The 21713-nt window shown below is 46.5% G+C and carries 28 protein-coding genes and 1 riboswitch; of the genes, 11 read left to right on the top strand and 17 right to left on the bottom strand.

The window, feature by feature from the left end; genetic code table 11:
• Window positions 1-36 precede the first annotated feature (36 nt).
• Window positions 37-234, bottom strand: coding sequence for a hypothetical protein (locus AD710_RS13675; RefSeq protein WP_016938200.1), 198 nt, complete (start codon window positions 232-234; stop codon window positions 37-39).
• Between the two features lie 287 nt (window positions 235-521).
• Window positions 522-878, bottom strand: coding sequence for a DUF1360 domain-containing protein (locus AD710_RS13670; RefSeq protein ID WP_015388440.1), 357 nt, complete (start codon window positions 876-878; stop codon window positions 522-524).
• Between the two features lie 170 nt (window positions 879-1048).
• Here AD710_RS13670 and AD710_RS13665 point away from each other — a divergent pair, with 170 nt between their 5' ends.
• From AD710_RS13665 to cotZ, 5 genes are all read left to right on the top strand, one after another.
• Entirely contained in the window at window positions 1049-1435 is a 387-nt protein-coding gene (locus tag AD710_RS13665; RefSeq protein WP_049628268.1) for a spore coat protein, read from the top strand.
• Window positions 1436-1475: 40 nt separating this feature from the next.
• Window positions 1476-1790, top strand: a complete 315-nt coding sequence (locus AD710_RS13660) for a hypothetical protein (RefSeq protein ID WP_003154993.1) — start codon at window positions 1476-1478, stop codon at window positions 1788-1790.
• Between the two features lie 92 nt (window positions 1791-1882).
• Window positions 1883-2383 (top strand): spore coat protein, encoded by a 501-nt coding sequence (locus AD710_RS13655; protein ID WP_017417463.1) that lies wholly within the window; start codon window positions 1883-1885, stop codon window positions 2381-2383.
• A 150-nt stretch (window positions 2384-2533) separates the two neighbouring features.
• Window positions 2534-3016, top strand: a complete 483-nt coding sequence (gene cotY, locus AD710_RS13650) for a spore coat protein CotY (protein WP_016938205.1) — start codon at window positions 2534-2536, stop codon at window positions 3014-3016.
• 148 nt (window positions 3017-3164) lie between these two features.
• Complete coding sequence (gene cotZ / locus AD710_RS13645) at window positions 3165-3608, top strand: spore coat protein CotZ (RefSeq protein ID WP_016938206.1); 444 nt, start codon at window positions 3165-3167, stop codon at window positions 3606-3608.
• A 57-nt stretch (window positions 3609-3665) separates the two neighbouring features.
• Here the strand turns inward: cotZ and AD710_RS13640 are convergent, their stop codons facing one another.
• The 10 genes from AD710_RS13640 to AD710_RS13595 form a co-directional block, all read right to left on the bottom strand.
• Complete coding sequence (locus AD710_RS13640) at window positions 3666-4247, bottom strand: CotO family spore coat protein (RefSeq protein ID WP_049628267.1); 582 nt, start codon at window positions 4245-4247, stop codon at window positions 3666-3668.
• A 97-nt stretch (window positions 4248-4344) separates the two neighbouring features.
• Window positions 4345-5121 (bottom strand): enoyl-ACP reductase FabI, encoded by a 777-nt coding sequence (gene fabI / locus AD710_RS13635; protein WP_013351851.1) that lies wholly within the window; start codon window positions 5119-5121, stop codon window positions 4345-4347.
• 129 nt (window positions 5122-5250) lie between these two features.
• The gene (gene thiD, locus AD710_RS13630) at window positions 5251-6063 is read right to left on the bottom strand and encodes a bifunctional hydroxymethylpyrimidine kinase/phosphomethylpyrimidine kinase (RefSeq protein WP_045925344.1); all 813 of its coding nucleotides are present in this window, start codon (window positions 6061-6063) and stop codon (window positions 5251-5253) included.
• 22 nt (window positions 6064-6085) lie between these two features.
• Window positions 6086-7096, bottom strand: coding sequence for a thiazole biosynthesis adenylyltransferase ThiF (locus AD710_RS13625; RefSeq protein ID WP_049628266.1), 1011 nt, complete (start codon window positions 7094-7096; stop codon window positions 6086-6088).
• Entirely contained in the window at window positions 7093-7863 is a 771-nt protein-coding gene (thiG, locus tag AD710_RS13620; protein ID WP_095240937.1) for a thiazole synthase, read from the bottom strand. Before thiG ends, AD710_RS13625 begins: the two co-directional genes overlap by 4 nt.
• Complete coding sequence (gene thiS, locus AD710_RS13615) at window positions 7860-8063, bottom strand: sulfur carrier protein ThiS (protein ID WP_003155008.1); 204 nt, start codon at window positions 8061-8063, stop codon at window positions 7860-7862. Before thiS ends, thiG begins: the two co-directional genes overlap by 4 nt.
• Window positions 8060-9169, bottom strand: a complete 1110-nt coding sequence (thiO, locus tag AD710_RS13610; RefSeq protein ID WP_049628265.1) for a glycine oxidase ThiO — start codon at window positions 9167-9169, stop codon at window positions 8060-8062. The genes thiS and thiO overlap by 4 nt, the downstream gene beginning before the upstream one ends.
• Window positions 9153-9770, bottom strand: a complete 618-nt coding sequence (gene tenI / locus AD710_RS13605) for a thiazole tautomerase TenI (protein ID WP_049628820.1) — start codon at window positions 9768-9770, stop codon at window positions 9153-9155. Before tenI ends, thiO begins: the two co-directional genes overlap by 17 nt.
• Window positions 9748-10455 carry a thiaminase II gene (tenA, locus tag AD710_RS13600; protein WP_016938213.1) on the bottom strand — a complete coding sequence of 236 codons (708 nt, stop codon included), beginning with the start codon at window positions 10453-10455 and terminating at the stop codon, window positions 9748-9750. Before tenA ends, tenI begins: the two co-directional genes overlap by 23 nt.
• A gap of 85 nt (window positions 10456-10540) precedes the next feature.
• A riboswitch (TPP riboswitch) is annotated at window positions 10541-10649 on the bottom strand.
• Between the two features lie 52 nt (window positions 10650-10701).
• Entirely contained in the window at window positions 10702-12546 is a 1845-nt protein-coding gene (locus AD710_RS13595; protein WP_016938214.1) for a monovalent cation:proton antiporter family protein, read from the bottom strand.
• Between the two features lie 226 nt (window positions 12547-12772).
• Between AD710_RS13595 and prpE the strand changes: the two genes are divergently transcribed.
• Window positions 12773-13522, top strand: coding sequence for a bis(5'-nucleosyl)-tetraphosphatase PrpE (gene prpE, locus AD710_RS13590; protein ID WP_047477859.1), 750 nt, complete (start codon window positions 12773-12775; stop codon window positions 13520-13522).
• Window positions 13523-13555: 33 nt separating this feature from the next.
• Here the strand turns inward: prpE and AD710_RS13585 are convergent, their stop codons facing one another.
• Genes AD710_RS13585 through AD710_RS13570 form a run of 4 tightly spaced genes read right to left on the bottom strand, consistent with a single transcriptional unit; the run spans window position 13556 to window position 16309 of the window.
• Window positions 13556-14449 carry an RluA family pseudouridine synthase gene (locus tag AD710_RS13585; RefSeq protein WP_047477856.1) on the bottom strand — a complete coding sequence of 298 codons (894 nt, stop codon included), beginning with the start codon at window positions 14447-14449 and terminating at the stop codon, window positions 13556-13558.
• A gap of 14 nt (window positions 14450-14463) precedes the next feature.
• Window positions 14464-15264 carry an NAD kinase gene (locus AD710_RS13580; RefSeq protein ID WP_047477853.1) on the bottom strand — a complete coding sequence of 267 codons (801 nt, stop codon included), beginning with the start codon at window positions 15262-15264 and terminating at the stop codon, window positions 14464-14466.
• A 16-nt stretch (window positions 15265-15280) separates the two neighbouring features.
• The gene (locus AD710_RS13575) at window positions 15281-15916 is read right to left on the bottom strand and encodes a GTP diphosphokinase (protein WP_016938218.1); all 636 of its coding nucleotides are present in this window, start codon (window positions 15914-15916) and stop codon (window positions 15281-15283) included.
• Window positions 15917-15943: 27 nt separating this feature from the next.
• Window positions 15944-16309 carry a UPF0738 family protein gene (locus AD710_RS13570; protein ID WP_016938219.1) on the bottom strand — a complete coding sequence of 122 codons (366 nt, stop codon included), beginning with the start codon at window positions 16307-16309 and terminating at the stop codon, window positions 15944-15946.
• 124 nt (window positions 16310-16433) lie between these two features.
• Between AD710_RS13570 and AD710_RS13565 the strand changes: the two genes are divergently transcribed.
• The 5 genes from AD710_RS13565 (at window position 16434) to AD710_RS19880 (ending at window position 19674) form a co-directional block, all read left to right on the top strand.
• Window positions 16434-17009, top strand: a complete 576-nt coding sequence (locus tag AD710_RS13565; RefSeq protein ID WP_049628264.1) for a CYTH domain-containing protein — start codon at window positions 16434-16436, stop codon at window positions 17007-17009.
• Between the two features lie 4 nt (window positions 17010-17013).
• The gene (locus tag AD710_RS13560; RefSeq protein WP_049628263.1) at window positions 17014-17700 is read left to right on the top strand and encodes a lytic transglycosylase domain-containing protein; all 687 of its coding nucleotides are present in this window, start codon (window positions 17014-17016) and stop codon (window positions 17698-17700) included.
• A 224-nt stretch (window positions 17701-17924) separates the two neighbouring features.
• Window positions 17925-18323: a globin domain-containing protein gene (locus AD710_RS13555; protein WP_016938222.1), complete on the top strand. Its 399-nt coding sequence runs from the start codon at window positions 17925-17927 to the stop codon at window positions 18321-18323.
• Window positions 18320-19222, top strand: coding sequence for a protease adaptor protein SpxH (gene spxH / locus AD710_RS13550; protein WP_016938223.1), 903 nt, complete (start codon window positions 18320-18322; stop codon window positions 19220-19222). Before AD710_RS13555 ends, spxH begins: the two co-directional genes overlap by 4 nt.
• Window positions 19223-19506: 284 nt before the next feature.
• On the top strand, window positions 19507-19674 hold the full coding sequence (locus AD710_RS19880) for a hypothetical protein (RefSeq protein WP_016938224.1): 168 nt from the start codon (window positions 19507-19509) through the stop codon (window positions 19672-19674).
• Window positions 19675-19708: 34 nt separating this feature from the next.
• On the opposite strand, the gene pepF is transcribed toward AD710_RS19880, so the two are convergent.
• Window positions 19709-21538 (bottom strand): oligoendopeptidase F, encoded by a 1830-nt coding sequence (gene pepF / locus AD710_RS13540; RefSeq protein ID WP_099745180.1) that lies wholly within the window; start codon window positions 21536-21538, stop codon window positions 19709-19711.
• Window positions 21539-21713: the final 175 nt, after the last annotated feature.

Below are 21713 nucleotides of genomic sequence, written 5' to 3'. Positions count from 1 at the left end.
ATAAATGCATAGGGCCGGTGCGGATTTCATTTCATTTTATTGAGAATGCTCATTTTTCTTCAGTTTGGCTTCGGTTTCAGCGGCAAACACATCTATCCATTCCTCGAAGCGCAAACCGGCTTCATCAAACTCTGACAGCTGCTTTTCAATAGATAAGATATGTTTGTTATACTCCCGCTGATTTTGATTGTGTCTGCGGTATTTTCCATTGATCAATGCTTCAAATATATTCATAACATCCCCTCCTCCTATGATCTATGCGGAACAGGGACCGGTGTTCGGCAAAAAACAAAAAAACCGGAATCCCCGGTTTTTTTAGAAAACGGCTATCTCGGTTTTTTCTTTTGGCCGCAGCCGCAGCCTTTCTTTTTAATTTTTTTTTCGTAAGGCTGGTACTCAGTGGATTTGTATGGAGTTTTTTGGGAAGGTTTGCTTGATTGATTCATGTTGATCCTTCCTTTCCTTATGTCATATATACCATTTTATGCAGAAAATAATGGTAAGTTGCTGATGGAACCGCCTTATTCCTGAAGAAGACGCGAAACCGCAGCTTCAATGATCCCCGCCGCCCCGGCTATGGCTAAAAGTAAAATCAGCCATTGCGCAGCCTCGGGAATCACAATCTGCGCCGCAATTAAAAAGGCGGCGCACCATACGCCCGTACACCAGTAACAGCTGAGCAGTTCACCGATAAAAGCCCTGATGCCTTTGCCTTTTATGACAATGTAGGTTTCTGTCGTGCCGTCTGGTGCGGTTTCTGTTTTTTCCTCGTGAAAAAGGCTCCGAAGCGGCGCCATTATGGTGTCAAATACGAAAAGCCTGGCCAGCCGAAAAACGGCAAACGATAACAGAATAAATGAAAGCCAATTGATAACCACCTGTTCACTCCTTTTTAAAACTTGACCTCATAATATATATGCGAAAACCCTGTTCTTCATGAATCGCACCTTGTCCGGGAAAAAAATAGGTGCGGTTTAGTTGTTTTTCTTATTCCGCTCGGCGTTTCATTTGCATTATATAAAGTATGAATGAGAAAGGAGTGAAGGTTATGTCGTTTGAAGAAAATGTTGAAACACTGCAACCACAAATATTCGAACAATTATCCAACGAATTCGAGCAGAAGATCGAAGTGATTGATTGCGAAAATGTCACAGTAGATACAACACATATAACGGCCGCTCTTTCTATACAAGCCTCAGTTACTGCGGCGATTATCCTCGCGACACAGCTCGTGATCGCAGATGAAGACACAGCCGACCAAATGGTAACCGAACTGCTGATCCTGGATGATTGCCAAATAAAAAAGAGGACCGTCATTCAAGTTCTGAACAGCCGCAATGTCAAAATCACACTGACAGCAGACGATATCATGGCCTTTGTACAAATTTTGTTTCAATTATTAAATATACTTTTTGCTGAACTAGACATCCTTTAACTCTTTCTATTCAAATTTTTAAAAATAGAGGTGAGAACAAATGGCAGATAACGAAAAATTAAAAAAAGAACTCGAAAATCTACCAGAAGTGGATCCGCTTTTAAAAGTGCTTGTCAGCAATGTCTTCAAAAAACACGGCGTGACAAAGGATAAAATGCGAGAAATACCTGATGAAGAAAAAGAAATGCTGATCGCATTAGTCAAAGACATGCAGGCAAAAACAGAAGCTTTTCTTGAAAGCCAGAAACAGAAAAAAGAGCAGGAAAAAGCACAAGAGCAGCAGACAAATCCGCAAACCCGCAGAGAACAATTAATCGAACAGCTCCGGCAAAGACGCCAAAATCCCGGTCAATAACTAAAAAATAGTGATTTTTATCAGGATATATGCCTGAGTCAAAGTAAGGGGCCAGCTCATTTAATAATAGTAAAAGAAAAGGAGGAATAGATATGGAAAGCAGACCATACTCTTGGGTTGCACTTGATCCTGAATGCGAACATCCGCGAGAAGAGAAAGAAGAAAAAGAAGGCAGAAGATGCAGTGTTTGCTGTAACGGAAACGGATTCGGCGAAGATAATGCCTTCCTTGACCAAGACCTGGCTCAGGCGAACATCAACAAACAAGTTTCTGAAGAAGCGATCATTATCAGAGACTCTTGTGATATTAATGTGACATCAACAGACGTTCAAGCAGTCGCTTCAGTCATGACAGCAATTAATGCAGCAGTCGTAACAGCTACTCTCACTTCAATCGCTGACGGAGTGATCGCTGAATTGGTCGCACAAGACTTACTGCAGCTGACAGCCAACAAACAAATCAACCGCCAAAAACTGCTCATCGAAAACTCCCGCGGCGTAAACGTGACAACAGTAGATGCCGATATCGCAGTGTTGATCTCAACAGCGACAAATTTACTGATTGCTGTCTTAGTCATCACTCTCGTCCTCTAAAAAGAAAAGCAGAGCTAAAAAACGCTCTGCTTTTTCTTATTTTCTCCGCATATGATGAATATATAGACGTTCACCCACACCAAGTGAGGCTCGCGTACATATGTTGTTAAAGACAAAAGTCAAATACCCTAAAAGAAGGAGCTGAAATCCATGAGCTGCGGAAAACACCATGGCCGAGATGAAAATTGTGTATGCGATGCAGTCGAGAAGATTTTAGCAGAACAAGAGGCTGTTGAAGAACAATGCCCGACTGGATGCTATACCAATCTGTTAAGCCCGACGGTTACCGGTAAAGATACCATCCCGTTTCTCTTGTTTGATAAAAAAGGCGGTTTGTTCTCCACATTCGGGAACGTCGGAGGATTTGCGGATGACAGCCAGTGTTTCGAGTCTATTTTCTTCCGGGCAGAAAGAGTTTGCGATTGCTGCGCGACGCTTTCAATACTGCGCCCCGTAGATGTGCACGGCGACACCCTCAGCGTCTGCCATCCTTGTGATCCGGATTTCTTCGGTTTAGAAAAAACAGATTTTTGCATTGAAGTTGATCTGAGCTGCTTCAGCGCCATTCAATGCCTTTCACCCGAACTTGTCGACCGGCCTGAGCCGCACAAAGAGAAAAAGCATCACGGATAGTCATTGATTCGCATCTTTTCTAAAGAGGAATCCCCTTCCAACTTTCTATTACAGATGCAATCATCAGCCCGCCCGGACGCCCGGGCGGCTGACTCTCCGATATCGTTTAATCCGGTGCCATTTAAAACGTGAAGTCAGGAGGGAAATTATGAGCAAGAATACAACATACTGTGTGCGTGAAGCGGTGGAAAATATTGAGGACCTGCAAAATGCGGTTGAGGAAGATTGCCCGGCCGGATGCTATTCCAACCTTTTATCGCCGGGTTTTTCATTAGGCGATACAGTGCCGTTTGTGCTTTTCACTTCTAAATCATCGCCGTTTATCGCTTTCGGAAATGTCGGCGAGCTGGATAACGGTCCGTGCTTTAATACTCTTTTTTTCAGAGTTGAAAGAGTCTGTGACGGCTGTGCCACATTAAGCCTGCTTATTGCCTTTGACGAACATAAGCACATCCTTGATTTTACAGATAAAGATTCTGTCTGTGATGTATTCCGTTTAGAAAAAACAAACTATTGCGTTGAAGTCGATCTTCACAGCTTCTGCGCCATCAATTGCCTTAGCCCGAGATTGCTGAACCGCACACATTCTTAACCGAAAAGCATAAAAATAAGCTGCCGGAGTAAAGAATTCAGGCAGCTTTTTGTATGGTTAAAAACCGAGCGGATGCAGCGAGGTGATATCGCTGATGGCAAGCTCAGCAGGCGCACCGTTGCTCGTCGTCCTCAAATAGATGGCATCATTTTTTCTGCCGACGATTACGCCTCTGTAAGTTTTCCCGTTGGCTTCTATCAAACAAAGCGCCCGGGGCATATTATGCGGCAGTTTCGTTAAGAAATCAATTTTTTCAAGAATGGACATTCTGCTCATCGGCTTTTTCACGCGCTTTGGCGGGACCCTCTCCTCCGAGGCGTCATTGTGAACCGCTTCAGGCTCTTTTTCTGCGGCCTCGGGCTCAGCAGCATCCTGCACTTGCGCCGGAATTTCTTGTGCGGCTTCCTCTGTTCGACTGTGCTGTTCAGGTGTCTGCTTTTCTGGTTCGGCAGGCGCTGCTTCGACAGGCTGAGTCTTACTTTTTTCCTCCTGCTTTCCGTGCGCGGGCTCTTCTATAGGCGGCTGAGGTGTTTTCCTTTTGATTAATATATCCTGCATTGATGATTGCGTGTCTGAATAATCCGGCTGCACAATATACATGAGCGGTTTTTTGTCCGCGTTTCTGTTTTGTTTTGACATCTTCATCCCTCCGATTCTGTCATGTTTTATCTATATGACGGAATGATTAAAATCAGAAGAAAGAAAAAGCAATCCCTAAAAAGGGACTGCTTGTCAATTAACGTGCGGTAATATGGAAACCGGAATCAACGTGAAGATTTTCGCCCGTGATGCCTCTTGACAGATCACTGAACAAGAATGCGGCCGTGTCACCCACTTCTTCAGGTGTTGTCGTGCGGCGCAGCGGCGCGCGCTCTTCGATTTCTTTCAGGATAGAATTAAAATCACTGATTCCTTTTGCAGAAAGCGTGCGGATCGGTCCTGCTGAAATGCTGTTGACGCGGATGTTTTCTTTTCCTAAGTCAGCCGCTAAATATCTGACACTTGCATCAAGAGACGCTTTTGCAACACCCATTACGTTATAGTTTGAAACGACGCGCTCGCCGCCGAGGTAAGTGAGTGTGACGATGCTGCCGCCTTCAGTCATGATCGGACGAGCCGCTTTTGCGACCGCTGTCAGAGAGTAAGAACTGATGTTATGCGCAAGCAGGAATCCCTCACGGTTCGTATTTAAATATTCACCGACAAGCTCCTCTTTGTTTGCAAATGCGATGCAGTGCGCAATGCCGTGAATCACGCCGACCTGCTCTTTAATGCTCGCAAAGCAAGTTTCGATCTCAGCGTCATTTGTCACATCACACGGAAGGATGAGAGAATCATTTCTTTCTAATGTAGCCGCAAGGTCATGAACTGATTTTTCCAATCGCTCCCCTGCGTAAGTGAAAATGAGGCGCGCTCCGGCTTCATGAAGCGAGCGGGCGATTCCCCAGGCGATACTGCGTTTATTGGCAACGCCCATCACAACGATGTTGCGGCCTTCTAGTGAGAAATTCATATGTATAAAGCCTCCTGTAATCGTCTTAAAGACATAATTTAGTACCTGATCTTAATTTTTATCATATCATAACCTTGTCCAGATTAAAAGCATGGGAAAAAGACCGCGGGGTGTTGAAGCGGTCTCTTTTTATCTCGTCTGCAGGCTGTTTCTTTTATAGGCAAAATGATTTGTCGGCCCGTGTCCAGCTCCGATGCCGAGCGTATGTTCCACGGCTTCACGCACAAAGTTGGCAGCTGTCTCAAACGCGGCTTGAATATGTTTTCCTTTTGCAGTTTCCGCCGTCAGCGCAGCCGCAAATGTACAGCCCGTTCCGTGGGTGTGTTTCGTATCAATATAGGCGTGACTGATTCCGGTAAATGATGAACCGTCAAATAATAAATCAACGATTTTCCCCTGTTCAGGCTGGTGTCCGCCTTTTATGATGACGTTCTTTGCGCCAAGCTGGCAAAGGCGTTCGGCCGCTTTTTTCCGGTCTTCAAACGTACGGATTTCCATTCCGGTCAATGCCTCAGCTTCCGGAACATTCGGCGTAATCGCATAACTGCGCGGAATTAACAGCTCTTTTAACGCGGCCTGTGCTTCCTCACGCAGCAGGGATGCGCCTCCTTTGGCAATCATGACGGGATCGGTGATGAGATGCTCCAGTCTGTACTGATCCATTTTTTCCGCAATTTCCGCAATCATCTCCGCGCTCCACAGCATTCCCGTTTTTATCGCGTCAGGCCGCAGATCTTCCGCCACCGCGTCGATCTGGCTGCCAAGCGCTTCCCGGGTGAGCGGGTAGATGCCGTGAACCCCCAATGTATTCTGGGCGGTTACCGCTGTAATGGCTGACATCCCGAAGACGCCGAGCTCCTGAAAAGTTTTCAGGTCCGCCTGTATACCGGCCCCTCCTCCTGAATCTGACCCGGCAATCGTCAATGCTTTGCAAATGCTCATGCTGTTTTTCTCTCCTTTCGCATTATCCGATCCATTTATGATAAAAGGATTTCGCTCTGCTGATGTCGCTTGTACCGTGAATTAATGCTCTGCCGTCACGAAACAGAACCATCTTGAAACTGTCTGTCGTGAAAGAAATTAAATACGGATTGGCCGAAACGTCAAGCCCGGCCCGTCTGAGCTGTCCCGAAAGCCTTTGCAGGTCAAACGGCTCTGAGATTCCCGTTCTGATCTGTACCGTGTTTCTCCCGCACAGAACAGCCGCTTTTGACTGATTCTCGTAAGATAAAAACGGAAAAGCGTTCGTGCCGCAGCTTGGACAATCAGCTTTCTTGAGACGGGCAACATTTATTTCGGACCGTTCATTTTTCCACAAATCAAACGAGCGGAGAACATGCTCAACAGGTCCGCCTGTTAACAGCTTCAGCGCGTCTGCAGTCTGAAAAACAGCCGTCTGTAATACAGCCGGACTGATAATTCCCGCCGTATCACATGTCATACCGCCTAAAGGCAATGTCTCAAGCAGACAGTGAAGGCACGGCGTGACACCGGGAATGACGGTAAAGGAGAGTCCATAGCTGCCGACACAGGCGCCGTACAGAAAGGGAATTCCTTTCTGTACAGCCGCATCGTTCACAATCAGCCTCGTTTCAAAGTTGTCAGTCGCGTCAATGATAAGAGATGCGTCACAAATCAGTCCGGGTGCGTTTTCCGCAGTGACATCCATGACAAATCCTTTCACATCTACATCGCTGTTTATGGATTTAAGCCGTTTTTCAGCTGCCGCGGCTTTCGGCATTTCCTGTCTGACATCATCTTCGGTATAAAGCTGCTGGCGCTGGAGATTACTCCACTCCACATAATCTCTGTCAGCGATCGTTACCTTCCCGACCCCTGCTCTGACAAGCATCTCTGCATTTGCCGCACCAAGCGCACCCGCGCCGATAATCACGGCATGAGACGACCGGAGCTTCTCCTGTCCGGAGGGACCGATCGGCTGATACAGCTCCTGTCTGGAATATCTGTCCGTCATACCGGAAGACCGTCCCGCGGACTGCTAGCAGTTCCGTAATCTTTCACCGGAATCCGCCCGGCTTCATAAGAAAGGCGGCCCGCTTCTACGGCAAGCTTCATCGCCCGGGCCATTTTGACCGGATCATCAGCGCCTGACACAGCGGTATTTAATAACACACCGTCAGCTCCGAGCTCCATCGCGCAGGCAGCGTCTTTTGAAGAACCGATGCCGGCATCGACAATGACCGGAACTTTCGCCTGTTCAATGATGAAGGACAGATTCAGCGGATTTAAAATTCCCTGGCCTGAACCGATCGGTGAAGCGCCCGGCATAATAGCATGGACTCCGAGCTCCTCAAGACGCCTTGCGAGCACGACATCATCTGACGTATACGGAAGAACGATAAATCCCTCTTCAAGCAGCTGCTCTGATGCTTTCAGCGTTTCAACCGGATCAGGCAAAAGTGACCGGCTGCAACCGATGACTTCCACTTTTATCATGTCACAAAGTCCTGAAGCTTTAGCAAGCCTTGCGATTCTGACCGCCTCTTCAGCCGTTGCGGCGCCGGCTGTATTCGGGAGAAGCGTGTACTTAGACAAATCAAGCTGTTCGAGAAAGTTTGGCTGAGACTGTTCAAAGATGTTCATCCGCCGCACCGCAAAGGTTAAAATATCTGATTCCGAGACGGCCACCGCCTCTTTCTGAATCTCAAAACTCGGATATTTTCCCGTTCCTAACAGCAATCTTGACTGAAACTGTTTCCCGCCTATTGTTAACATCCTCATCCGCCTCCTACAAAATGGACAATTTCTATGACGTCGCGATCACATAAACTTGTGTTTTCATAATTCTTTTTTTCGATGATTTCTTTATTTCTTTCTACAACTACGATTCTTTGATCAAGCTGATACGATTCAAGCAAATCCTGAACCGTCCCCTCTTTTCGATTCCAATCAATTTGTTTTCCGTTCAGCTGAAGGATCATATTTGAACAGCCTCCTTGCGATCAATTCGAAACGCTTCTTCCCATTCATGTTTAACCTGTCTTCCCAGGATCATATCCCGCACCATTTCAGCCGTTGCCGGAGCTAGCAGGATGCCGTTTCGAAAATGGCCGGCGGCGAATATGATGCCGCTGTTATCAGGATGCCGCCCGATAAACGGCTTTCCGTCTTTTGTCCCCGGCCTGAGCCCCGCCCAAAACCGGTCTATTTTCATATGTTCGATGGCGGGAAGCATGGTTTTCGCTTTCGCAATGACAGCCTCAATCCCGCCGATGTCAGGCGTGTCGCTCCAGTCGCCCTGTTTCATCGTGGCGCCGATGACAAGCCGCCCGCTTTTTCTCGGAACGACATAACAATGATCATGGTAAAGGGTTTTGGTCAGCGGGATTTCGTCATTCCACACAGAGAGGCATTCTCCTTTCACAGGGAAAAAAGGCTGTCCCAAGCCGAGCTGGCTGAAAAACCGGCCGCTCCATACACCGCTGGCAACTGCGACTTTGTCAGCATAAACATCCCCGCCGGACGTTGTGATGCAGTATTCCCCGTTCACCCGTTTTACGGAAGTGACTTGTGTATGCTCATATATGTCAGCGCCATAGCGCCGCGCTCCTTTTGCATACGCTTTGCAAACATAGTAAGGTTCGACATGGACATCGTCTTTTATAAAACTTGCGCCGAGAATGTCTTTTGAAGCGTAAGGCTCTTTTTCAAGGGCATCTTCCGCTGAAAGCCAAGTGACGGAAGGCAGATCATCCATCTTCCGTAAACGGGCGATATCTTCTTCGGTATACGCCAGTTTAAGCATTCCGCCGTTATGGCGCCTGATGTCAATGCCGCTGGCTTCCTCAAGCTCTTGCCCCGCCGCTTCATACAGTCTTTGGCTGTGCATAGCAAAATCAAAAAACGCATCCCGGTTTTCACATTCCGCGTGAGCGCCAAGCATTCCCGCCGCAGCGCTTGTCGTTTTTCGGCCGACTTCCCCAGCTTCAAACAAGACAACGTTCTGCTGCGTCTTCGCCAGCTCATAAGAAATGGCGCATCCGATAATTCCGCCCCCGATAACCGCCGTATCATAGTGCTTCTTCATAATCAGCCTCCCTCACCGCGCGTGCATACCGTTTTGCCGCCTCCTCAGGATTTTCAGCTGAGAAAATGCCTGACATGACAGCAATTCCGTCCGGTTTCGCCTGCTTTGTGAGCTGGATCGTCTGCAGTGTCATTCCGCCGATTGCAATGACGGGGATGGAAAGCGTGCGTTTGATATCTGAAAGCAGGCCGATGCCTCTTGCCTCAAGTCCTTGTTTACATTCCGTTTCAAACACGTGGCCGAATACCACGTAATCCGCATCTTCCTTTTCAGCTTGGACAGCTTCTTGCAGTGAATGTACCGAACGTCCGATATGAAGATGGGGAAATCTGCTTCGCACCTGCTTTACGGAAAAGCTGCTGGACGGGAGCTGAACACGGTGTATATTGGCAAAAAACGCGATATCCGCCCGATCATTGATGATCAATTTGTCCTTATCCGCACCTCCCTTTTTCAAAAGGGACAAAAGCTGCATGATCTCTCCCGCTGTTTTGTCCCGCTCCCTGATATGGATAAAGCTTACTTCGCGCTGAATCGATAGAATATCCTCGGCCAGCTCGGCAACGGGTTTGCGATTATCAGTTACGGCGTGCAGCTCCAAAGGACTCCACCTCTTTTCCGCCCTTCTCCGACCAGCCTTCTTTTTGATAAGCCATTCCCCAAAATTGATATTCATAATAGCTTGAAATCACAAAATTCTCTTTCATTTTCGCGCGGATTTCCTCTGTGCTGTTTTCAGCAATCTCGTCAAAACGGCTGATCTGTTCTTCGACCTGCTGTCTGAACCAGTCTCCGCCGTATGTACCGATCCATTTTTCGTAAATCGGATGTTCCGGTTTACATTCCTTTAAGCGTTCGCCGACTTCATAATAAAGCCAATAACAGGGCAGAAGTGCAGCTAATATTTCTCCAAAATTGCCGCTCATCACCGATCTGTACATATGAGACGTATAAGAATAGGCTGTCGGCGCCGGCTTAAATGCCGCACGCTCTTCTTCTGTAATCCCTAAAAGCTCCGTAAATTCGCGGTGCAGCGCCATTTCCGCTTCATATGTGCCTTGAGCGTGGCCCGCCATCCTTCCCGTCGTAAACAAGTCTTCGGCATATGCGGCTGCAAACGCCTGAACTTTTGCAAAATGCGTCAAGTAGTAGGAATCTTGCAGCACGTAATAACTGAAACGGTCTAACGGCAGGCTTCCGTCACCGATCCCTGTTACAAACGGATGAACAAAGCTTCCATCCCACCATTCGGCTGCCGCCAGTCTGCATTCTTCAGAAAATGTCATAAAGTTTTCCCCCCTGATAAAATAAAAAAACCACTTTCCCGCATCGGAAAAGTGGTTTGGAATTTATCTGGATAAAAGGAACCCGAAAAATACCGCTCCACTTCCCTACGCAGGTCTGAACCTGTTCAAGTTATGAGGGTCTAAAAGTCTCACTTTTATCTCAGCCCTTATGAAGGACACCCCTAGTGGTCATACGATTATCATTTACTTGTTATGTCTTCTATCTTATCACGAAATGCAATTTGGTCAAGCTTCAAGGATTTTTCTCAGCTCCGACACGTAGTTGCGCGAGCCCGTAACGATGAGACGGTCTCCTGTTTTCAGCCTCGTGTCCCCATGCGGAACGATGCTGTCCACACCTCTGAAAATCCGGACGAAAATCACATCGCCCATCAGCGGAAATTCGCGCAGAATAATGCCGTTATACGCCGTATTTTCCAGATTGATCTGATAAAGCGAAGACTCTTCATTCGTCAGAAGGTTCATCACGCCCGGCGCCTCAATTAATGCGCGCAAGAGCGTCTTTGTAGACAGAAGGATAGAAAAAATACTGATGCCCTCTTCCTTCAGTTTTGTTTCATGTTCAACCGAGCCGACGCTTGCGATGATGCGCTCAGTCCCTTTCTCTTTCGCCATTAAGGCGATTTCAGCGTTCACATCTTCATTTCCCGTCGCCACGACCAGAATATCCGTTTTAAAAATACCGTGCGACTCAAGCGTGCCGGGCTCGTAATCAGAAATCGTTTCAACAGAAAAAACGGATTCCGCAAGCTTTTCCCCGGCATTTTCCTGATACACATGGACGACCCGCACATCATATTCCTCATCAGGCAGCTCCAGCGTCACCGGAAGCGTCATTTGGTTGGCGCCGATAAATGTAATGCGCTTTTTTTCCTGCGGCGCACTTTGCCGTTTGAATAATTTTTTAAAGCCGACCGGTGTGATGATGCTGGCGATAACCGCAACCAAAGTCAGCGCGCCGGACATATTGGCGCTGATAATGTGAAGCCTTTCTCCGATCGTAGCCGCCGCGATAACAAGCGACAGCGTAGAAGTCAGCAAAAACCCCGAAGCAAACACGGTTCTTTTGTCATACCATTTCTTTAAATAAAACACCGGGAATATTTTGCTGATAAACAGCGCAAGCAGAAGCAGCGGAATCATCGTCAATGTTTTCGGATCTTGGAAGAGCGTCCATATGTCCAGCTTCACCCCGACCATGACGAAAAAGATCGGAATTAAAAACCCGTAGCCGAATGAATCCAGCTGCTCCACCATTTCTTTATTCGGCGACAGAAGCGATACTAAAACGCCTGCTAAAAATGCACCGAGAATATTTTCCGCCCCGAGAGATTCCGATAAAGCGACAAGCACGATAATCAGTGTAAAAATGGCTCGCGTGCCGATCTGGACGGTGCCTTTAGACATCGACTGCACAAACGAGCGGTGTTTAAAGATCCTGCCGAAGAAATACAGCACCACCCCCGCGGCAAAGAGAATCAGAAGAAGCCACATATTTCCGCTGTCTTCCCCGTAAAGAGAAGAGAAGAAAGCGAGCAGAATCATCGTAGCCAAGTCCGCAATAACGGCGACAAGCAGAATGATCTGGCCGATATTGGAATTCATGATCCGTTCTTCCTTTAAAGTCGGAACGACCACACCGAGTGATATTGTCGAAATAATAAGCGTCATTAAAAACGCGTTTTGAATAAAACCGGCTAATACAAAGGCATAGGACAGCAGCAATGATAAAATAAAGATGCCGAAAAATATGATCAGTGCGGCAGAAAACGTATTGGGTGCTTCCTTGCCGTTCGGAAGGAATTGTTTTTTCTTCCCTTTCTCAAATGACGAAAAGTCAATTTCCAATCCGCTTAAAAACATTAAAAAGATAAAGCCGAGAACAGACAGCGTCTCCAGCCACGTGTCTCCCTGAACGACGAGATTCAGGCCGCTTTTTCCGATAATAAGCCCCATGATGATTTCCGCGACAACGACCGGAATGCTGAGCTTAAACCGATGTAAAAGGAGCGGCGTCAAAAAAGCGACGATCAGAACGACGACTAAAGAAGCGACTGATGTGTGTTCCATTTGTAAATACCTCCTTAAAACAAGGGTTATAAAAGCCCGCTTAAAGCGGGCAATACCTTACTTTTTTTAAAAACATAACGCATATTCTAACAAGGCTGGCGGCGAAAAAAAAGTGATAAGGCATTATTTCTTCAAATTCTTTTTTTAATTTGTACCAAAACAGCGTAATTAGGTAAAGGAATTAGTCCCATAATAAATAAAAAACCGGAAAAGGGAGGCTGACAGAATGGCTTATGACATCATCAGCGATATACACGGATGTTATGACGAAATGATCGCGTTAATGCAAAAGCTCGGATATGAATTGAAAGACGGAATGCCCGTCCATTCTGAAGACAGAACGCTAGTCTTTGCGGGAGATTTAACAGACAGAGGCCCCAAATCCGTAGATGTGATGCGTTTCGTGGCAAAAGCATATGAAAAAGGCATCGTCCGTTATGTCCCGGGAAATCATTGCAACAAACTATATCGTTACTTAAAAGGAAACCCCGTAAAAGTGATGCACGGACTGGAAACGACGGCAGCCGAACTGAAAGAGCTGTCTCCCGCCGACAGAACGGAAGTCTCCAGACAATTTATCCGATTATATGAGTCAGCGCCGCTTTATGACATTTTACATAATGGCGATCTCGTTGTCGCCCACGCCGGCATAAAAGCTGACGATATCGGTAAATACTCGCGTAAGGTAAAAGAATTTGTGTTGTACGGCGATATCACGGGTGAAACGTATCCCGACGGCAGACCCGTCAGAAGAGACTGGGCCGCCGCCTATGAAGGGAAGGCATGGATTGTTTACGGCCATACCCCAGTAAAACGCCCCCGGATCGTCAACCGTACAATCAACATTGATACAGGATGCGTCTTCGGGAATCAGCTGACAGGCTTTCGCTTTCCGGAGCATGAAACCGTCTCTGTTGAAAGCTCAATGCCCTATGATGCTTCACGCTTTCGCGAAGATCAAGGCAGTCAGACATGAAAAAAAGCCCGAAACCGGTAAACGGTTCGGGCTTTACATATGTTCAATCAATGTTTTCATATCGTCAGGAACGGGGGCATGAAAAACGAGCGTTTTTCCTGTTATGGGGTGTACGAATGAAAGCCGCTCACTGTGAAGCGCCTGCCGTGCAATTCCCTCGTTTTTTCCGCCGTACAGCGTATCACCGACTAACGGATGGCCGAGGTAACTCAAGTGCACCCGGATTTGATGCGTCCGCCCCGTCTCAAGCCGCAACTGCACAAGCGTAAACACACGTCCGGTTTTTTCCGTTTGAAAATGCGTTACCGCTTCTTGTCCCTCCGGCGTTACCATCCGCTCAATAATGCTGCTGGGTTTTCTGCCGATTGGCGCGTCCACCGTTCCTTCTTTCTGCTGCATGACGCCGTGTACGACAGCGAGATACCGCCTGCTGACAAGCCCCTTCTTCTGCGCTGCCGACAAAAGAGAATGAGCAAGCCGATGCTTGGCGATCAGCATCGCTCCCGACGTATCCCTGTCAAGACGGGTGACGAGATGAACCGTCGACTGTACGCCGCTTTTTAAGTAATGGCTGATCACTCCGTTAGCGATGCTTTCCGACGGGTGTTCCCGTGATGGAATTGAGGAAACATACGGCTGTTTATTGACCACCAGCACATGGTCATCTTCATAAAGAATGTCAAGCGGAACCGGCTCAGGCAAAAGCGTTTCACTCACATGCTCCTTTGGGAATTCAATCTTAAGCACATCCCCTGCCGCTAATACGGCGCGGACGGTTACATGCTCTCCATTGACAAGAAGATCTCCCCCGCCGAATTTGATGTCGGCGAGAAGCCGTTTCGAAATGCCAAGCTGTGCCGTATATTCTTTTACCGTCATGCCGGCTTCCCGGGCTGAAATATTCTTTTGGATAAAAAAGTTGTTCAATCCGTTTCCTCTTTCTATTCGCCTTTTCCGATAAAGGAGTCCTGCACTCTTTTCCAAAACGGAAAAGGGCGGAATCTTGCAAATCTGACTTTTTCATTTGCCACCCGGCATAGAATAGATTTGACATCCTTATGCAGCAAGGTCAAATGATCAATTGTGACTTGGAAGTCGACGTCGTTTCTCGGTTTGATGACACAGTTATGATGATCGGGAAGCAAAAGCGGCGAACCGACAGTCCTGAACACTCTGTTGTTGATGGATGCCATTTCCGCAAGCTGAATCGCTCTGATGGAAGGATGGATGATCGCGCCGCCTAACGCTTTATTATAAGCCGTGCTTCCGGAAGGCGTTGACAGACATAAACCGTCTCCCCTGAACGTTTCAAACAGCTGGCCTTTAATTTCAACGTCAGCGACGAGACTGCCTTCAATGCTTTTGATCGTACATTCATTCAAAGCCAGATACCGTTCCTCACGCTCTTCATCATGATAAGTGACAACCACTTCAAGAAGGGGATATTCCACGGTATGATACGGCGTTTTGGCGATGGCAAGAACAAGCTTTTCTATCTCCTGCGGAACCCAATCGGCATAAAAACCCAAATGCCCCGTGTGAACCCCGACAAAAGCCGTTTTATCCAGACGGTCGCTGTATCTGTGGAATGCGTAGAGAAGCGTTCCGTCACCGCCGACGGAAATAACGATTTCCGGCTCTTTTTCATCCAAGGTCATATCAAAATCAAGTAAATACGCCTGTATTTTGCTTTTCAGTGTATCTGAAACTTCGTCTCCTTTTGAAGAAACGGCAAATTTCATGCCATTCCCCTCCTTTCTACTGGTGGCCTCCCGCTTTTTTCTTTCGTGAAAACGCGGCTTGGGCTTCCTGAATCTCTCCGCGGATTTCAGACATTTCTTCATCGAGCCGGGATGCGGCTTCCGAGGCCCGCTGCAGCCTCAGCTTTACTTTTTCGGGAATGTTCCCGCTGTATTTGTAATTCAGTGAATGCTCAATGGTGGCCCAAAAGTTCATGGCAAGCGTCCGAATCTGTATCTCCACAAGAACATGCTTTTCTCCGGACGCAGTTTGTAAAGGATATAAAACGACAAGGTGGTAAGACCGGTATCCGCTCTCTTTATGCTCTGCTATGTAATCCCGCTTGTCGACAACGGTAAAATCTTTTCTGGCAAACAGCATATTTTTGACGATCTGGATATCATCGACAAATTGGCACATAATACGCAGTCCTGCGATATCCTGCATCGTTTCAATCTGATGAAGCGGTATGCTTTTCCGTCTCGCTTTTTCAAGTATGCTTACCACCGGCTTCACGCGGCCTGTCACAAACTCAATCGGTGAGTGGTCATCTTCATACTCATAAAGGGTTCTGACGCCTTTCAGCTTCACCTTTAATTCCTCAACAGCCTGGCGGTATGGCGCTAGAAATTGCTCCCATTGTTTGTCATCCATCGTACATCCCCCAATTCCGAACCTGTTCTAAAGAAATACGCTTTTCACTTTTTCTTCCATATCTCCGTAGTTTGCATTATCTTTAATATTTTCAATAAGATAATCGAGTTCTTCATGCAGCCCTGAAAGTTCAACCGTTTTGCCGCCGGCCTCCAGCACCGCCGGTTTTCTTTTGTCAAAGGCCTCTTTCAGATCCGGCCATACATGTTCTTTTATAATGACATATTCAAAAGAGTCAGCTGTTTCAAGTATGTATACAAAAGCAAAGTGATCGGAATCAACAAGCATTTGACCTGAGGCTTTGCGTTCCGCTCCGCTTAAGTCCTCTCCGCACTTCAGGCGGAGCACGTCTTCTGTTAATGATGCATTTTGAATTTCAATTCTCTTTTGCATAATGTTCTCCTTTTTTAACAAAGTACAGCATTTATTTTATCATATCAAGGTCGATATTGATAAACGTAACCTCTAAAGAGATAATGGGAATTATACAATTTTTCGTCCTGAAAGGAAGACTGTCATGACCCAAGAAATAGAAATTGAATTCAAAAATCTGCTGACAAAATCAGAATTTCAGAAGCTGAGTGAAGCACTCGGCATGAAAAAACATGATTTTAAGCAGCAAATCAATCATTATTTCGATACAAAAGATTTTTCTCTGAAACAAAAAAAATCAGCCCTCCGCATCCGTGAAAAAAACGGCGCGTTCGTCCTGACTTTAAAAGAGCCTGCCGCGGTCGGTCTGCTGGAAACGCACCAAGAGCTTGCAAAACAGCCTGACCTTGACAGCTTTAAGATCCCCGAAGGCCCCGTAAAACGGCAGCTGGACGGTCTCGGCATCCATTCAGAAGCCATTTGTTACTTCGGAACGCTGTCGACTGAACGCGCGGAAAAAGAATCAGAAAAAGGCTTAATCATTTTAGATCACAGCCGATATTTAGAGAAAGAAGACTTTGAATTGGAATTCGAGGCTGCTGACTGGGACGAAGGAAAACGGGCGTTTGAACAATTGCTCAAGCAATTCGGCATCCCTCAGCGGGTCACTAAAAATAAAATCCAGCGTTTTTATGAACAGAAACAAAAAAAGGTGGAATGACACAGTGAATATAACGAATTGGGCGGCCCTTCTCCAGCTTCAATCAATGGCGCTGCAATCAATGTCTAATACAAGCACCGCTTCAAGCGGACAATCTGCAGAAAGCCCGCTTGCAAATTTCAGCGCGCTGCTCAGCCAATATACGGGCACAGCCGTCCGGCAGCAGCCGGAAGCGGGTATTTTAAACGGGGTGCGGACCGATCATACTTCATATTCACCGAGAATACCGGTTTCAGTCAGTCCCGCGGCCGCTTCACAGACCGCTTCTTCCGGCATAAAACCTGCGCATACAGGTTCTGACATCAGCACCGGAAACTTTTCAATAGACAGCGCCATTCAAAAAGCGGCCGAAAAATACGGGGTCGACGAAAAGCTGATCCGTGCGGTTATTAAACAGGAATCAGGCTTTAATCCGAAAGCGGTCAGCGGTGCGGGGGCGATGGGACTGATGCAGCTCATGCCTTCCACGGCTGAATCACTCGGGGTGTCAAACCCGCTTGATCCCGTCCAGAACGCTGACGGCGGGACGAAATACTTAAAGCAGATGCTCACAAAATACGACGGAAATGTGTCTCTGGCGTTAGCCGCCTACAACGCAGGCCCCGGCAACGTAGATCAGTACGGAGGCATTCCGCCGTTTAAAGAAACACAGCAATATGTCAAAAACATCACCCGGCAGTATTACGCGTAAACCAGAGAGGCTTCCTTCTCTGGTTTTTTTGCGGAGTAAATCTTACACATGAATGAAGTCGATGTGATATGATATGAAATACAAGCGCCTGACAGAAAGGCACTTTGTTTGTAGAAATAAAATGTTATTGCTAAAATATACAGTAACTGAAGATAGTAAAACTGAAAGATAATTTCGCAATAGGAATTATGATTCCTATTAGCCATATAAAAGGAGTAGTCAACATGGGACAATCGTTTAACGCACCATATGAAGCGATTGGAGAGGAACTTCTATCGCAACTTGTTGATACTTTTTATGAGCGTGTCTCGTCTCATCCCTTGCTGAAGCCGATATTCCCAAGTGATTTGACTGAAACGGCCAGAAAACAAAAGCAATTTTTAACCCAGTATTTAGGCGGGCCTCCCCTCTATACTGAAGAACATGGCCATCCCATGCTCAGAGCAAGGCATCTTCCCTTTCCGATTACGGCAGAAAGGGCTGATGCGTGGCTGAGCTGTATGAGCAGAGCGATGGATCATGTCGGGCTAGAGGGCGATATTCGTGAATTTCTGTACGGGCGTCTGGAATTAACGGCCAGACATATGGTAAACCAGTCGGAAGCGGAGGATCGATCATATTGACGAATTATCAGCATGAGCAATACTTCGCCCATTGCCACGGACATCCAAAAAAACCGCTGGAAATTTACATGTTTGTCGACCCTTTATGTCCTGAATGCTGGTCGCTGGAGCCCGCCATAAAAAAATTAAAAATCCGATACGGACGTTTTTTTACGCTGCGGATCATTGTTTCCGCGAGCATCACATCACTGAATAAGCAAAAGCGTAAAAAACACCTTCTTGCCGAAGCTTGGGAAAAAATCGCGAACCGTTCCGGGATGCCGTGTGACGGAAGCCTTTGGCTTGAGCAGGATCAGCCCCTTTCATCACCTTATCTGGCGGCACTCGCTTTAAAAGCGGCCGAACTGCAGGGAAGAAAGGCCGGCATCCTGTTTCTCCGCAACATGCAGGAAAGCCTGTTTGTCTCAAAGCAGAATATTACAGATGAAGACGTTCTTTTAGAGATTGCCAAAAAGACGAAATTGGATGTCGAAGAATTTAAACGCGATCTCCATTCACAAAGCGCGGTAAAAGCACTGCAGTGCGATATGAAAATCGCCGCGGAAATGGATGTCACCGTTAATCCGACATTGACGTTCTTTAACAGCCTGCATGATGACGAAGGGCTGAAAGTGCCCGGCAACTATTCTTATGAAGTATACGAAGACATCTTATTCGAAATGCTCGGCGATGAACCGAAGCCTTCTGAAACGCCGCCTTTGGAATGTTTCATTGAATATTTCCGATTTGTCGCATCGAAAGAAATTGCACTTGTTTATGATTTAAGCCTTGAGGAAGTTGAAAAAGAAATGAAAAAACTGGCATTCGCCAAAAAGGTCGCCAGAGTGGATGCAAAGCACGGTCTGTTTTGGAAATCCTTAACCGGAACCAAAGAGGATGTCACCTGCTGCGATCATTAAAAAAAGCTGATTCCTTACGGAGCCGGCTTTTTTTGTGCAAATAAAGAAACCGCGCCGGGATAAGCGCGGTTTCATATGTCTTAACGACAACAAAGGGGATGGGAGAAATTTTTCACGGTCAAACAAAGGGGTAATGTTTGTTTGTGATCAATTTCACATCCTTATCATATCAAATCTTGTCGAGTTTTGACAACCCATAAGCTTAATGTTCATATTTTTGTCACAAAACATAACTGACTGCTTGTTTTCATAGAATATATCAATGTAAACAAGGAGGGACATACATGCTTCGCACCGTATTGACCATCGGAATGATTGTGTTTTTCTTCTTTTTAAATCTGCTGGCCATGATGCACATGCTGCCGATTTACATCACATCTCCCCTGCTGTTTCTGTCGATATTGTTTGCCCTGTACCGGCTGAATCACCGAAAAACGTTTAAAGGATTTTAAAAAGCCTGCGCATCTTCTGCACAGGCTTTTTCTATTATGAAGGGTTCACTTTCGAAAGGAGTTCTTCCATTTCATTCAGTTTCTCTTCAAACATTTTGCAGGCCGCCTCGATCGGTTCAGGCGATGTCATATCGACTCCCGCTTTTTTCAGTATGTCGATCGGGTATTCTGAGCTTCCCGCTTTTAAGAATTCGGTATAACGCTCAACCGCAGGCTTGCCTTCTTTTAAGATCTGGCTGCTCAGCGCTTGGGCCGCACTGTAGCCTGTCGCATATTGATACACATAATAATTGTAATAGAAATGCGGAATTCTTGACCATTCCAGGCTGATTTCTTTATCAATCACCATGTTGTCTCCGAAATACTTTTTATTGAGATCATAATAAAGCTTGCTCAGCAGTTCAGGCGTCAGCGGCTCGCCTTCTTGCGCTTTCGTATGAATCAGATGCTCAAATTCAGCGAACATCGTCTGTCTGAAGACTGTGCCTCTGAAACCTTCAAGCATGTGGTTGAGCAGGTACAGACGCTGTTTTTCATCTTTTAAGCTGTTCAGCATGTATTCACCAAGCAGCGCTTCATTGGTCGTAGAAGCGACTTCAGCGACAAAAATGCTGTAGTTTCCGTACGGATACGGCTGATATTTTCTCGTATAGTAGCTGTGCACGGAATGGCCGAACTCGTGAACGAGCGTAAACAGATTGTTGACATTGTCATGCCAGTTCATCAAGATGTACGGATTCGTGCCGTATGTACCTGACGAATAAGCACCGCTGCGTTTTCCTTTGTTTTCGTATACATCGACCCAGCGGTTTTCAAGTCCTTCTTTTAAAATAGACGCGTATTCCTCGCCTAACGGAGCAAGCCCTTTGAGCATATAATCTTTTGCTTCCTCATATGTGACCTTCATTCCCGAATCTTTTACAAGCGGTGTGTACAGGTCATAAATATGGACTTCATCAAGGCCGAGCACTTTTTTCCGCAGATCAATGTAGCGGTGTAATAACGGAAGGTGTTTATTGATCGTTTTGATCAGGTTATCATAAACTTCTTCAGGGATGCTGTTATTGGATAAAGCCGCTTCCCGTGCTGATTTGTATTTTTTCACGCGGGCGTAGAAATTGTCTTTTTTCACAGTGCCGCTGAGTGTAGTCGCCATCGTGTTTTTATACTGTCCGTATGTTTTATATACGGCTTTAAAGGCGTTTTTACGGACTTCCCGGTCGCTGCTTTCCAGAAAATTAATAAAGTTGCCGTGTGTGATTTGAGTTTCCTTGCCGTCTTCATCTTTAATTGACGGAAACGTAATATCGGCGTTATTTAAAACACTGAATGTGTTGGAAGGCGAAGACAGCGCTTCTGACGCTTCCGCAAGCAGGGCCTCTTCTCTTTCACTCAGCACGTGCGGACGCTGTTTTGTAATTTCTTCAATTGCATGGGAGTAAAGCTTCAGCTCTTCTTTTTCCAGAATAAACTGATGCAGCTTGTCCTCCTGAATCGCCAGAATTTCCGGTTCAATATAAGCAGTCGCACTGGCAGCCTGAGAATACAGACTTGCAGCTTTGTCGTTCAGCCCTTGGTAGAAAGAATTTCCCGTATCCTGGTCTGAACGCATATGCGCGTATGCATAAAGTTTCCCCAGACGGCTCGTCACTTCATCCTGTGCGGTAAGCGCCGCGTATAAATTATCGGCTGAATGAGCAAGCGTGCCTTTAAAGGAAGATAAATTCGGAATTAATTCTTTAACCGCTTGAAATTCTTTATTCCAGGCCTCATCACTAGGAAAAATATCCTCTAGTCTCCATGTATGCTCTGCCTTTACTTCACTTCTGTCAGGCAGCTGTGCTGCTTTATTTTCCTCAGTCATGGTGATCCCCCTCGTTTTCTTTACTTCAAGCCAATTGAAAAAACGATTGTTCCTCCAAAAACTTGTGTTGTGATTATCTTCCGGCTTTTCACTGCCTTTTGTCAAATCATATGCGGCATATAAGACCAAGCATACCAATAATCCAGTGAAAAAACGAAAACAAAATGCCCGTACG

The sequence above is a fragment of the Bacillus sp. JFL15 genome (assembly GCF_001184225.1).
GTDB classification, from domain to species: Bacteria; Bacillota; Bacilli; order Bacillales; family Bacillaceae; genus Bacillus; species Bacillus siamensis.
This window is presented reverse-complemented; position numbering and strand designations above follow the sequence as displayed.

What these genes read in the sequence shown, in the direction of transcription:
- AD710_RS19880 (WP_016938224.1), top strand. Translation starts at nt 19,507, where the DNA reads ATGCTTCGCACCGTATTGACCATCGGAATGATTGTGTTTTTCTTCTTT.
- pepF (WP_099745180.1), bottom strand. Translation starts at nt 21,538, where the DNA reads ATGACTGAGGAAAATAAAGCAGCACAGCTGCCTGACAGAAGTGAAGTA.
- thiG (WP_095240937.1), bottom strand. Translation starts at nt 7,863, where the DNA reads ATGAGGATGTTAACAATAGGCGGGAAACAGTTTCAGTCAAGATTGCTG.
- AD710_RS13575 (WP_016938218.1), bottom strand. Translation starts at nt 15,916, where the DNA reads ATGGATGACAAACAATGGGAGCAATTTCTAGCGCCATACCGCCAGGCT.
- thiS (WP_003155008.1), bottom strand. Translation starts at nt 8,063, where the DNA reads ATGATCCTTCAGCTGAACGGAAAACAAATTGATTGGAATCGAAAAGAG.
- fabI (WP_013351851.1), bottom strand. Translation starts at nt 5,121, where the DNA reads ATGAATTTCTCACTAGAAGGCCGCAACATCGTTGTGATGGGCGTTGCC.
- AD710_RS13580 (WP_047477853.1), bottom strand. Translation starts at nt 15,264, where the DNA reads ATGAAATTTGCCGTTTCTTCAAAAGGAGACGAAGTTTCAGATACACTG.
- AD710_RS13660 (WP_003154993.1), top strand. Translation starts at nt 1,476, where the DNA reads ATGGCAGATAACGAAAAATTAAAAAAAGAACTCGAAAATCTACCAGAA.
- AD710_RS13595 (WP_016938214.1), bottom strand. Translation starts at nt 12,546, where the DNA reads ATGGAACACACATCAGTCGCTTCTTTAGTCGTCGTTCTGATCGTCGCT.
- AD710_RS13655 (WP_017417463.1), top strand. Translation starts at nt 1,883, where the DNA reads ATGGAAAGCAGACCATACTCTTGGGTTGCACTTGATCCTGAATGCGAA.
- tenA (WP_016938213.1), bottom strand. Translation starts at nt 10,455, where the DNA reads ATGACATTTTCTGAAGAATGCAGACTGGCGGCAGCCGAATGGTGGGAT.
- cotZ (WP_016938206.1), top strand. Translation starts at nt 3,165, where the DNA reads ATGAGCAAGAATACAACATACTGTGTGCGTGAAGCGGTGGAAAATATT.
- cotY (WP_016938205.1), top strand. Translation starts at nt 2,534, where the DNA reads ATGAGCTGCGGAAAACACCATGGCCGAGATGAAAATTGTGTATGCGAT.
- AD710_RS13565 (WP_049628264.1), top strand. Translation starts at nt 16,434, where the DNA reads ATGACCCAAGAAATAGAAATTGAATTCAAAAATCTGCTGACAAAATCA.
- thiD (WP_045925344.1), bottom strand. Translation starts at nt 6,063, where the DNA reads ATGAGCATTTGCAAAGCATTGACGATTGCCGGGTCAGATTCAGGAGGA.
- prpE (WP_047477859.1), top strand. Translation starts at nt 12,773, where the DNA reads ATGGCTTATGACATCATCAGCGATATACACGGATGTTATGACGAAATG.
- thiO (WP_049628265.1), bottom strand. Translation starts at nt 9,169, where the DNA reads ATGAAGAAGCACTATGATACGGCGGTTATCGGGGGCGGAATTATCGGA.
- AD710_RS13675 (WP_016938200.1), bottom strand. Translation starts at nt 234, where the DNA reads ATGAATATATTTGAAGCATTGATCAATGGAAAATACCGCAGACACAAT.
- AD710_RS13625 (WP_049628266.1), bottom strand. Translation starts at nt 7,096, where the DNA reads ATGACGGACAGATATTCCAGACAGGAGCTGTATCAGCCGATCGGTCCC.
- AD710_RS13555 (WP_016938222.1), top strand. Translation starts at nt 17,925, where the DNA reads ATGGGACAATCGTTTAACGCACCATATGAAGCGATTGGAGAGGAACTT.
- AD710_RS13640 (WP_049628267.1), bottom strand. Translation starts at nt 4,247, where the DNA reads ATGTCAAAACAAAACAGAAACGCGGACAAAAAACCGCTCATGTATATT.
- AD710_RS13665 (WP_049628268.1), top strand. Translation starts at nt 1,049, where the DNA reads ATGTCGTTTGAAGAAAATGTTGAAACACTGCAACCACAAATATTCGAA.
- AD710_RS13570 (WP_016938219.1), bottom strand. Translation starts at nt 16,309, where the DNA reads ATGCAAAAGAGAATTGAAATTCAAAATGCATCATTAACAGAAGACGTG.